Annotated in this window: 5 protein-coding genes; all 5 read left to right on the top strand. The window is 55.2% G+C overall.

Annotation, left to right across the window (positions count from 1 at the left end):
- Nucleotides 1–393: 393 nt before the first annotated feature.
- The 5 genes from METLU_RS0110715 to METLU_RS0110685 all read left to right on the top strand — a co-directional run bounded on the left by METLU_RS0110715 (nucleotide 394) and on the right by METLU_RS0110685 (nucleotide 12,357).
- Entirely contained in the window at nucleotides 394–594 is a 201-nt protein-coding gene (locus METLU_RS0110715; protein WP_027158207.1) for a CsbD family protein, read from the top strand.
- Between the two features lie 637 nt (nucleotides 595–1,231).
- Nucleotides 1,232–1,696 (top strand): BON domain-containing protein, encoded by a 465-nt coding sequence (locus METLU_RS0110700; protein ID WP_027158205.1) that lies wholly within the window; start codon nucleotides 1,232–1,234, stop codon nucleotides 1,694–1,696.
- Between the two features lies 1 nt (nucleotide 1,697).
- Nucleotides 1,698–2,834 carry a DUF1207 domain-containing protein gene (locus METLU_RS0110695; RefSeq protein WP_036243035.1) on the top strand — a complete coding sequence of 379 codons (1,137 nt, stop codon included), beginning with the start codon at nucleotides 1,698–1,700 and terminating at the stop codon, nucleotides 2,832–2,834.
- Between the two features lie 181 nt (nucleotides 2,835–3,015).
- Nucleotides 3,016–3,165 carry a lmo0937 family membrane protein gene (locus METLU_RS27900; protein ID WP_155920535.1) on the top strand — a complete coding sequence of 50 codons (150 nt, stop codon included), beginning with the start codon at nucleotides 3,016–3,018 and terminating at the stop codon, nucleotides 3,163–3,165.
- A gap of 483 nt (nucleotides 3,166–3,648) precedes the next feature.
- Complete coding sequence (locus METLU_RS0110685) at nucleotides 3,649–12,357, top strand: GH36-type glycosyl hydrolase domain-containing protein (protein ID WP_231383584.1); 8,709 nt, start codon at nucleotides 3,649–3,651, stop codon at nucleotides 12,355–12,357.
- The last annotated feature ends 152 nt before the right edge of the window (nucleotides 12,358–12,509 follow it).

The raw sequence follows: 12,509 nt of genomic DNA, 5'->3' as shown, positions 1-12,509 counted from the left end.
AAGTGTTGATGCGCTGCTTGTGGAGACTGATATTAAAAACTAGCGCTTCCCGCTTTGTTCCCGTATATATACCCATCACGTCCTGTCTTGCCTATTCACTGACATAACTCCGCCCAGGCCTGGCTGGCACATGTGTTTCTTAATTTGATGGAACTGGAAACTTTTTGATCCGTCACGATCTAAAGAACGGACCAGCTTCGCTTTTACTTACTGATAAGCTTTATAGTCCCTTAAAGGCTGGATGCTTATGTGTGTCACCGTACAGACCTTTTTGGGTTCTTCACTTATATTAAATCCTTAAGATGTACGGCGAAACGCACAATTGTTCGCCACTAAGCTCAGTTTCCTGTTATAGGAAATTTCGTTCTTTCACAAACCATGAGGAGAATAGAGATGGCTTGGGACCAAATAGAAGGCAACTGGAAACAGTTGAAAGGTAAGGTAAAAGAGGCTTGGGGTGACTTGACCGATGACGAAATCGATCAGATCGCAGGCAAACGGGATGTGTTGCTAGGCAAGCTCCAGGAACGTTATGGGATTGAAAAAGACGAGGCGGAACGACGGCTTCGGGATTTCGAACAACGAATCCATTAATCAAGGGTTATCTTAGGAAGAAAGAGGATGATACGTCTGATGAATCAGACATATTGATGGCAATGCCAAGACATAGGCGGTGTTTCATCAAAAATCCCCTTTCACAAGGACGTCATGATTAAACTTTTGGCTGAGCCCGACCTTGAATGGATAAGGTCGGGATTGCTTCGGATTGAAGCGCGTGAGTTTGATTTTCTTTTTGGCAGGAGTACGAGCAGATCAATGGGTACGTCCTTAATTGATACCTCTTCTTCTGGTATGTATGTAATTCCCACGGCCATGTCGCCATGTATGGGATTATCCTCTACGTTAGTATCGGGCTGACGCCGATTATCTTGGACCATGAAGGTTTGCATTTAACCGCGATAGAGGTTGAAGGCAAGTCAGCGCTGATTTAAGGCCGGGAATGGCTATACCTTATTAGGAATAATCCCGGTCCAGCGTATGCCGGATGCTGGATTTTTGGACACGTCGATAGGATCGGATTGAGGCCGAACATTTTATTGGTTCTGTTCTTTATGAACAGGATCCAGTCATGATTAGGAACTTGGGAATTAGGAGTAACCTTGACCAATTGGCAATCATCAAGTTGCAAATAGCCAAGACTTTTAACAACCACTTTATTAAGGAATAACTCATGAAGATAAAAAATGACCAACCAATGATTTTTTCAAATGTGTTTGTAACTCTTTTGTTAGCCGCAGTCATCGGTCTGACCGGCTGTAAACAAGAAGGGCCGGCTGAAGAGGCAGGTAAAAAGGTCGATGAATCCGTTGAAAGAACCCAGGAGAGACTTGAAGAGGGTACTGAACAGAGACAGGAAAGCATGGAAGAGAGAGACGAGGCAATGGGACAGAAATCCGGATCAGTCGAAGAATATATGGACGATTCCGCCATTACCGCCAAAATTAAAGCGGAAATGGTAGCCGATCCCTTGTTGAGTGCAACCAAGATTGATGTAATTACCGATAAAGGCGTCGTCAAGCTGAGCGGTGTCCTTAACTCTCAACAAAGTGCGGACAGGGCGCTGGAAATAGTCCGTAGCGTTAAGGGTGTGAAATCGGTAGAGAACAATCTGGTCGTTAGTCCGGTATCAAGATAAGATGAGTTCTGTGCGCTATTTATTAATAGCCATCATTATTTTACTTCGCCTTCCCGGCGCCGAGGCGGCGCCGGTAGAGGATGCTTATATTGCCGGATACGCTGCCAGCATACTTCAGCGCGAGTTCAGGCTCGCTAATCCTGCATTAGATGTAAAAAATGGCATTATCAAGGTTCGCACAGATGATTTAACGGGGACAGATCGAGCCAAGGTCATGGACGCATTGTCGAGTATTCCGGGAGTTGCCGGAGTTGAGACGGTAGATAATGAAAAACAGTTGGCATCAAGCCCGTCAACGCCTTCTGCAACATGGGTTTATGAAACGACGCAGCCGGGCGGACAAGTGACGCTTCAGACCGGATTTCTGCCGACAGGCCATCTGTTCAAGTCTTTACTGGCTGATCCGCGTTGGCCTCATTTTTCAGCTGCTTATCATTATACGAGTGTCAGTGGTGATTTTGATGATACTGTCAATATAGCAACAGTCAGCTTTGGCGAAACGATACCGTTTTATCGCGGCAACTTAAGTTTCGGACAACGATTTGCGGGACAGTGGGAGACGGGGCTTCAAGCCGGCGTCTTCAGTGACTTCAATCTCGATGCTCCCTCATCGGATTTAATCAATACCGATTTTTTTGGAGCGGTGTATTCGAGCATGCGTATTGGCGATTTCTCGGCTTTCGGTCGGCTCTTCCATCAGAGTTCTCATCTTGGTGACGAGTTTCTGTTGCGGACTCAATTGCAGCGTGTGAACTTGAGTTTCGAAGGGATAGATCTGAAACTTTCTTATGAGCTTCCCTACGGTATTCGTTTGTATGGCGGCGGCGGTGGCCTGTTTCATAAGGAGCCTGCTTCGCTCAGCCCCTGGTCGGTGCAATACGGGATTGAGTTCAGAAGCCCATGGCGCCTGGATTTTGCAGCCATGCGACCAATCGTGGCGGTGGACCTCAAAAATTACGAAGAGAACGATTGGCAAACCGATGTGTCAGCGCGCGCCGGCGTTCAATTTGAAAACCTGGATGTGATGGGACGGCATTTTCAGATTCTTCTGGAATATTTCAACGGACATGCTCCGAGCGGCCAGTTCTATATCAATAAAATCGAATACGTAGGTCTTGGCGCCCATTTTTACTTTTGACCGGCAAGCGTTTGAAATGATGTGTCCGGGATAAAAATTTTGTTCCAAAACCTTTTCCGGTTATGGCCGGGAGAATTTATATCAATATTTTAAGTATCCTTGGCTGGTTTCTCGTGACAGCCATCTTGCTCACGTGAGCTATATCGTCATCTATTGATGGCCTTTTAAAGGAGAAGTAGACATGCTTGAAACTTTAGCGGTTGTCCTGATTATTCTTTGGTTACTCGGTCTGGTGTCTTCATACACATTGGGCGGTTTTATTCACATTTTTCTGGTTCTCGCGCTGATCGTGATCGTGATACGCATTATTCAGGGTCGAAGTCCGGTTTAAGTCTGTCAACATTCTTGGCCCTGGGCGTGCAATCTTCTGTTAGGGCCTGATGAGATGGAGAAAACAACTGGAATAATGAGTCTAAGGTTTAAATAGAACTATCAATAAACTTGGCAAGGAACCCTTGAGAAAAGAATTTCGATTTAACTTTGCTATTTCTCGGCTGATGACAAGATTTATCAGATTTGGTTTGTATGGATTAATCAACAGTTTGTTAAAAAATGTTCGCTTTATGTCTTTAAAATTAATCCGGAAGTTTTCCATTGCGCATTGAATGAAAAGCCCCGGACCATTAATCAGGCTTGAGTTCAGGAAATGTTCTATTAAACAGTTCATGCTTACCTTATAACCGTTGCACAAGCATCAGTCGGCTTAGGTGCCCGACCGAGAAGTAATGCCGGTATCGGGATAGTACGAGTTAGTTCTAAGGGCGCAGAATTACCAGATCTATCCGGGTCGAACTCGAGCAAGGAGAATAGCATAGTGTTCAAAGAGTTTGGGTTTTCTACACTTGGGCGACAGGGTTATCATAACGGCAGGGATACTGAGCTGTTGCGCTCGGAACTGTTCAGCATCGAACAACTGAAGCGATATGCGGTGGTGCTGGCCGGCCAGCATCGAATCAATCCCCGGCCCGGGCCGGACCGCTTATTGCCGCGCCTGGCCGATAATGAACGCGTTCTGCTGGAGGCTTATGATGTAGTCACCGCGGCAGTCAACGAGGAACAGCACATTGCCTCGGCAGAGGCCTGGCTACTCGATAATTTTTATCTTATCGAACAGCAGATCCATCTGGCGCGCCGTCATCTTCCTCGCAAATATAGTCGGGAACTGCCACAGCTGGCCGCTGGTCAATCGGCCGGCTTTCCGCGTATTTATGAACTGGCTCTGGAACTCATTTCTCATCAGGATGGCCGGGTCGACAGCGAAAACGCCTCCCATTTCATCGCCGCCTACCAAACCGTTGAACCCTTGAAGCTGGGCGAATTATGGGCGTTTCCGATCATGCTGCGCCTGGCCCTGCTGGAAAATCTTCGTCGTGTCGGATTGCGCATAGCGCGCGGACGCGAGGAGTACAACACGGCCGTCATGTGGACGGACCGCATGCTGGAGATGGCCGAAAAGGACCCGAGACAGCTCGCGCAATTGCTCGCCGAGTTTGCGGCTGCCGATGTGCCATTAACGGCATCGTTCGTGGAAGAATTCAATGCACGGCTCCAGATTCAGGGCACTGCGCTGGCTTTTGTGCAAACCTGGATCGAAAACCAGTTACTCGAACAAGGCGCCAATGCCTCGCAATTAATCCAGGACGCCAGCCATACGGCTGCGTCCAACCAGATCTCCATCGCCAACAGCATCGGCAGTCTGCGGTTTATCAGCGCCATGGATTGGCAGGATTTTGTCGAAACGCTCAGCATCGTGGAGCAAACCCTGCGAAAAGATCCGGCCGGCATTCACGGCAAGCAGGATTTTGCCACGCGCGACCTGTATCGGCACATCATTGAGAAAATAGCGAAGGGCAGCGTGCACAGCGAATCGGACGTGGCCCGCGAAGCGGTTGCACTCGCGCAGGCCGCTGCCGAGCGTTCGACGGCGGCTGACCGTTCCGCGCATGTAGGCTTCTATCTGATCGATAAAGGCCGAAACCCGCTTGAGCGAAAGGTCGACTATCACATGACCTGGTTAATGCACGCTATCCGTACTTTACGGCGTTTTCGCCTGAGTATTTATATTGGCTCCATTCTGTTCCTCACTGCCGTGATGGCATCGTTTGTACTGATGTCGCTGGACGGCATAGGCCCCGGCAACTGGCGATTCTGGTTCTTCGCCGTCTGCAGCATGATCGGCGGCATGTCGCTGGCCGTGCCGCTGGTCAATCAGTTCGCGATGATGGGCATTCCGCCTCGCATGCCGCCGCGATTGAATTTTTCAGAGGGCATTCCGCCCGAGCACCGCACGATGGTTGTGGTGCCGACTTTGCTGAGCAAGCCGCAGGATGTGGCCGATCTCATCGAAGCCATGGAAATACGCTATCTGGGCAATCGCGACCAAAATCTGTTCTTTGCATTGCTGACCGATTTCAGCGATGCGCCCGAGCAAACGCAGCCGGGCGACGAAGAGATACTCATGCTGGTACGCACAGCCGTCGAGGCACTTAATGAGACCTACCGGGACGACAGGCCGTGCATCTTTTATCTATTCCACCGGCCGCGGATATGGAACCCGCACGAACGCGTGTGGATGGGCTATGAGCGCAAGCGCGGCAAGCTGGAACAGTTCAATGCAGCGCTGAGAGGCGAGGGAGACGCAGCTTTTTCAGAACTGGTAGGCGATCCGTCCATTCTCCCTTCGATCAAATACGTCATTACCCTGGATACCGATACGCAGCTGCCCAGAGATGCGGCGCATGCGCTCGTAGGCAACATCGCCCATCCGCTCAATCGGCCGATCTACGATAACGAGAAGCGGCGCATAACGGACGGCTACGCCATCCTGCAACCGCGCGCATCGATCAGCCTGTTCAGCGCGAGTCAGTCGATGTTTACGCGTTTGTTCGCCGGTGAGGCCGGGATCGATCCCTATACGCGCGAAGTATCGGATGTCTACCAGGACATTTTTGGCGAAGGCTCGTTTATCGGCAAAGGTATTTATGACGTCGATGCTTTTCGTCTGACCCTGGACGGACGCTTTCCTGAAAACCTTATTCTCAGTCATGATCTGCTGGAAAGCGGTCATGCGCGCTCCGGTCTGGTGAGCGATGTCGATCTGATTGAAGAGCATCCGGCCAGTTACGTCATGGAAGCCAGCAGAAAGCACCGCTGGATACGCGGCGATTGGCAATTGGCCGGCTGGCTGCTGCCGCGGGTCCCGGGGCCGAACGGCAAGCGGCAACCGAACCCGCTCTCGCTCTTATCGATCTGGAAAATTTTCGATAATCTGAGGCGCAGCCTGGTGCCGCCGGCTCTGCTTGCCTTGCTGGCAGGCGGTTGGCTGTTCGGCCCTATGCCCGCATGGTTCTGGACTTTGCTGGTGATGGCCATCCTGTTCTTTCAGCCGTTGCTGGCGGCCGGGATTGAACTGATCCGCAAACCGGGAGACCGCGAGTGGCTGGCGCATTTGATTCTGGTCAATAAATCCGCCATGCGTCCGGTATTGCTAGCCCTGCTGACGCTGGTTCTTTTGCCCTACGATACCTTGATTTGCCTGGATGCCATTCTGTCTTCGGCGGGGCGCATGCTGTTTACGCGGCGCGGACTGCTGCTCTGGCACACTGAATCCTATGCGCGCCGGAATACCTGCAGAACGCTGAACGATTTCTTTCTGGAAATGTGGATAGCGCCAGCCGTGGCGGCGGGATTGACCGTAGCGCTGACATTCGTATGGGATGGCGGCCGATGGATTGAATGGCTGCTTACAGCGCCCGTGCTATTGGTTTGGCTGGTATCGCCGGTCATAGGCTGGTGGATCAGTAAGCCATTGGCGCCGCCGGCAGCCGATTTGACGGCCGATGAGCGGATATTCCTGCGCTCGCTGGCACGGCGGACCTGGCGCTACTTTGCGCAATTCGTCGCGCCGCTCGATAACTGGCTGCCGCCCGATAATTTTCAGGAGTACCCGGCCCCGGTCATTGCCTCGCGCACGTCGCCCACGAACATGGGCATGGCATTGGCAGCCAATCTGGCCGCCCATGATTTCGGTTATATTTCAGCCGGTGAATTGCTGTACCGTACCGAGAATACCGTGGCGACCATGGAAAAGCTGGAACGCTACCAGCACGGCAAAGGCTGTAATTATAAGTGCGGCCATTTTTATAACTGGTATGACACGCGCACGCTGCAACCACTGCACCCGCAGTATGTGTCGTCAGTCGATAGCGGCAATCTGGTCGGCAGTATATTGACGCTGCAGACTGGACTGGCTGAGCTGAAATCCCAGCCGGTATTGTCCGCCAATGCCTTTCAAGGGCTGGAAGATACGTTTCAGGTGCTGGCCGAGTACATTCCACAGTCGTCCGCGCCGGTCCAGGCCAGGCTCGTTAAAACGCTGCAGCATTTATTTGTCTCGCGTAAATTGGACAGCGAACCGCAAACCATGGCCGAAGCCGATGCGTTGCTGGAAAAAATACAGCATGCCGCCGCGGAACTGCTCGACGCCCTGTCGGCCGATACCGAAAGCGAACAGCATTACTGGGCGCAGGCGCTGGACCAGCAGGTTGCTTCACTGCGGGAAGACCTTAATACGCTAGTGCCCGACCTGCGGCATTTCAATACCATCCCGACGCTGCAGGAACTGGCCGAAGCAGGGGCGGCAGATATTGAGCCTGCGGCAGGCCTTCATCATAAGCAGGCAAGGGAACGTATCCGATTCATTGATGAGCTGATCGCGCGCTGCCGGCAATTGGTCGATATGGATTTTAAATTTCTCTACGATACGGATGCGGATCTGCTGGCCATCGGCTACGACGTCGGCGAGCGGCGCCGCGATCCGGCCTGCTACGACCTGCTGGCGTCGGAAGCACGCCTGGTCAGTTTTCTGCTGATCGCACAGGGACAGTTGCCGCAGAAGCACTGGTTTACGCTCGGGCGTCTGCTGACCAGCCAGGGCAGCGACGTCAGCCTGATTTCCTGGAGCGGCTCGATGTTCGAATATCTGATGCCGCAGTTGATCATGCCCAATTACCAGAACACGCTGCTGGAGCAAACCTGCCGGGCCGCCGTATCGCGGCAGATAGAATACGGCCGGCAGCGCAATGTGCCCTGGGGCATTTCCGAGTCGTGCTATAACCTGACCGATATGCACCAGACCTATCAGTACCGCGCGTTCGGCGTACCGGGACTGGGTTTCAAGCGCGGCCTGGGCGATGATCTGGTCATCGCGCCCTACGCTACGGCGCTGGCACTGACCGTCACGCCCAGAGCGGCCTGCCGTAATTTGCAAACGCTGGTTGAACGGGGCTTTCTTGGCTGTTACGGGCTTTATGAGGCCATCGATTATACGCCGACGCGCGTCGTGCGCGGCAAGAACTGTGCGATTGTGCGCAATTTCATGGCGCATCATCAAGGCATGAGCTTTTTGGCGTTTGGACATGTGCTGCTGGACAAGCCCATGCAGCGCCGGTTCATGTCCGACCCGCTGGTTCGGGCGACCGATCTGCTGTTGCAGGAGCGCGTGCCGAAGAAAGGCTATACGCTGCATCCGCATGCGGCCGAAGTCAGTGCTTCCGCGCGTCCTCCCGTTGCTGAGGAAGGCGAGATCCTGCGCGTGTTCATCGATCCCAATACGCCGATCCCCGAGGTGCATTTGTTGTCGAACGGCCGGTACCATGTCATGGCGACCCAGGCCGGCGGCGGTTACAGCCACTGGCGCGGCCTGGCCGTCACGCGCTGGCGCGAAGACACCACGGCCGACAACTGGGGGGCATTCATTTATCTGCGCGATCGCGATACGCGCGAGTACTGGTCCAGCGCCTATCATCCGACCTTGCGCAAGGCCGATCATTACGAGGCGATTTTCGTACAGTCGCGCGCCGAGTATCGCCGCCGCGATCAGGAGATCGAAGCGCATACCGAGATCAGCGTTTCACCCGAGGACGATGTCGAGATCCGCCGCGTGACGCTGACCAATCTGTCGCTCCGGGCGCGTCATATCGAAGTCACCAGTTATGCCGAAGTCGTGCTGGCGCCGTTGAATGCCGATCTGGCGCATCGCGTTTTCAGCAACCTGTTCGTGCAAACCGAAATCCTGCCCGAACGGCAGGCGATACTCTGCACGCGCCGCCGCCGTACGCCGGAGGAGCATACCCCCTGGATGTTCCATATGATCACGGTCACAGGCACCGCCGCCGGCGAGCCGTCATACGAGACCGATCGCGCCCAGTTCATCGGCCGGGGCCGAACGGCCGCCAACCCTGCCGCATTCGACGACAGCTCGGCATTGTCTAATACCGACGGTCCGGTGCTCGATCCCATCGTCGCGATTCGCCAGGCCCTGCGCATAGAGACCGATGGCTCGGCGGTCGTGAAAGTCATTACCGGCGCCGCCGATACGCGCGAAGCGGCTCTTGAGCTGATTGACAAATACCGCGACCGGCATTTTATCGAACGAGCTTTCGAGATGGCCTGGTTTCACAGTCAGGAAGTCTTGCGCCACCTTAACGCCACCGAAGCCGATGCGCAGATTTTCGGCCGGCTGGCGACTTCCGTGATTTACAGCAATGCCTTGCGCCGCGCGCCGCCCAGCGTTATCGCGCGCAATCAGCTGGGCCAGCCGGGCCTTTGGCCGTTCGCCGTCTCCGGCGACTGGCCCATCGTGCTGGTGCGCATAGGCGATGTCAATCGCATCGATCTGGTCAAGCAGGTGCTGCAGGCGCATGCCTACTGGCGCATGAAGGGCCTGACTACCGATCTGGTGATCCTGAACGAGGACTTCTCGGGCTATCGCGCCGTGCTGCACGACCAGATCATGGGCCTCGTTAATACCACAGGCAGTGAAGCCCAGGTGCTTGATAAGCCCGGCGGAGTTTTTATACGGCGCGCCGAGGATCTGTCTGAAGAGGACCGGGTCCTGTTTCAGACCGTTGCCCGCGTCGTGCTGGTCGATAACGCCGGGTCACTGGCCGAGCAGGTGGAGCAGCGCGTCGCGTCGGAGCGCCTCACGGAACGCAGAAAACGCTGGCGCCAGGGCTCGATACAACGCCGCATGCTGACCGAGCATTTTCCGGAAGCGCTGGCGCCTGTACGGCAGCCGGTAGCCGAGGTTATCAATCCCTTGCCGGCGCGCGAACGCATTTTCTTCAACGGGCTGGGCGGGTTTACGCCGGACGGGCACGAATATGTCATTACTCTGGAGCCTGGGCAAACTACGCCGGCGCCGTGGGCCAACGTCATCGCAAGTCCTCATATCGGCACCGTCGTCAGCGAGAGCGGCGGCGCTTATACCTGGGTGGAAAACGCCCATGAGTTCCGCCTGACGCCGTTTCACAATGATCCGCTCAGCGACACCAGCGGCGAAGCCTTCTACGTACGTGACGAAGAGACCGGCGGGTTCTGGTCGCCGACGCCGCTGCCCGCGCGCGGCCAGTCCGGTTATGTTTGCCGGCACGGTTTCGGGTACAGCATATTCGAGCACTTCGAAGCGGGCATTTATTCCGAGCTGACGACTTACGTGGCGATGGATGAGCCGGTGAAATTTGTCGTCGTCAAGCTGCGCAATGACTCCGGCCGTCCCCGCCGCTTGTCGCTGACAGGTTATTGGGAACTGGTCATGGGCGAATGGCGGCACGCCAACCAGATGCATATTGTCACTGAAACGGATCATCACAGCGGAGCGCTGTTCGCGCGCAATGCCTATGGCCGCGAAAGCGCGCACCGGGTCGTATTTGTGCAAATCAGCGAGCTCGTGCACACGGTGACCGGCAACCGCATGGAATTCATCGGCCGCAATGGTTCGCTGGCCAAGCCGGCGGCGCTGTGCCGCACGCATTTGTCGGGCAAGACCGGGGCAGGCCTGGACCCCTGCGCCGCCATGCAGACCCATATCGAGCTGGAGAACGGACAGGAGCGTGAGGTCGTGTTCGTGATCGGCGCCAGCCACGATACCGAAGGCGCCCAGCGTCTGATCCAGCGGTTCGGCGACTCAATCAGTGCCCGGCAGGAGCTGGAGGCCGTCTGGGCTCACTGGAACCGGACGCTGGGCGCGGTCTATGTCGAAACGCCCGACCGCGCGCTCGATGTGATGACCAACGGCTGGCTGATTTATCAGACCCTGTCCTGCCGGATCTGGGGACGCAGCGGCTATTACCAATCGGGCGGCGCTTACGGTTTCCGCGATCAGTTGCAGGATACGATGGCGCTGATCCATGCGACGCCGTGGCTGGCGCGGGAGCAGTTGCTCCGCTGTGCCGGGCGCCAGTTCATCCAGGGCGACGTGCAGCACTGGTGGCATCCGCCGGGCGGGCAGGGCGTGCGCACGCATTTTTCCGATGATTATTTATGGCTGCCGTATGCGACGTGCCGTTACGTCGCCGCGACCGGCGATACCGGCGTGCTCGATGAGTTCGTGTACTTTCTGGAAGGCAGGGAATTGGGGCCGGAAGAAGAAGCCTATTACGACCTGCCGCTGCAATCGTCCGAAGGCGCCAGTCTTTATGAGCATTGCGTGCGTGCCATCAAGTATGGCTTGCGCTTCGGTGATCATGACCTGCCGCTGATAGGCTGCGGCGACTGGAATGACGGCATGAACCTGATCGGACGGGAAGGCAAGGGTGAGAGCGTCTGGCTGGCCTGGTTCCTGTACGATAATCTCAGACTCTTTGCCGATCTGGCCCGCAACCGGTCCGATGAGGGCTTTGCCGAAATTTGCCGGGAGCGGGCGGGGCAGTTGCTTCTCAATATTGAAGCCAATGCCTGGGACGGCGGTTGGTACCGCCGGGCCTATTTTGACGACGGCACGCCGCTGGGCTCGGCCAGCAATGACGAATGCCAGATCGATTCGATCAGCCAGAGCTGGGCCATTATTTCGGGCGGAGGCAATCCGGAGCGCGCCCATCAGGCGATGGAAGCGGTTGATGAACGGCTGGTAAGGCGGGATGTGCGGATCGTCCAGTTACTGACGCCGCCTTTCGACAAGTCCGATCTCGAGCCCGGCTATATCAAAGGTTATGTGCCCGGCGTGCGCGAGAACGGCGGACAGTACACGCACGCCGCCATCTGGACCGCAACGGCATTCGCCATGATGGGCGACAAGGAGCGGGCATGGGAATTATTCACCATGCTCAATCCCGTCAATCGCACCAGTCAGGCGTCGCAGAGAGATCTCTACAAGGTCGAACCGTACGTCATCGCGGCCGATATTTATGGCGCGCCGCCGCATACCGGGCGAGGCGGCTGGACCTGGTACACCGGCGCCGCGGGATGGCTGTACCGGTTGTCTCTGGAAACCCTGCTGGGCCTGCAACTGAAAGTGGACAAGCTGCATATGTCCCCATGCATGCCCGACCATTGGCAGTCGTACAAGATCCACTACCGATACCGCGAGACGCTATACCACATCACCATCAAACGCATCGGCGAAAAGCCTGTGCGGGTAGTTCGTGTCCTGATCGACGGCATTGAGGCCAAAGAGCCGGGCGTCATACCGCTGATCGACGATCGCCGGCCGCACAATGTCGACGTGGAACTGGGAGCAGGTTAGGCCATAATGCCGTTCGGTTTCCGCCAAAGCCCGATTCGTTATTTCGAATCGGGCTTTGTTTATATCCTGTAAGATCATACAAAAGCCGTTGAAACTTAACAGTAAGCCAAGCCATTTCTTCCTGGGTTATAATTCCTTAATTCTTTATTTTT

It is taken from the genome of Methylobacter luteus IMV-B-3098 (assembly GCF_000427625.1).
Taxonomy (GTDB): domain Bacteria; phylum Pseudomonadota; class Gammaproteobacteria; order Methylococcales; family Methylomonadaceae; genus Methylobacter; species Methylobacter luteus.
This window is presented reverse-complemented; position numbering and strand designations above follow the sequence as displayed.

Excerpts from the sequence above, each read along its gene's own strand:
- METLU_RS0110715 (WP_027158207.1), top strand. The coding sequence starts at position 394 with ATGGCTTGGGACCAAATAGAAGGCAACTGGAAACAGTTGAAAGGTAAG.
- METLU_RS0110700 (WP_027158205.1), top strand. The coding sequence starts at position 1,232 with ATGAAGATAAAAAATGACCAACCAATGATTTTTTCAAATGTGTTTGTA.
- METLU_RS0110695 (WP_036243035.1), top strand. The coding sequence starts at position 1,698 with ATGAGTTCTGTGCGCTATTTATTAATAGCCATCATTATTTTACTTCGC.
- METLU_RS27900 (WP_155920535.1), top strand. The coding sequence starts at position 3,016 with ATGCTTGAAACTTTAGCGGTTGTCCTGATTATTCTTTGGTTACTCGGT.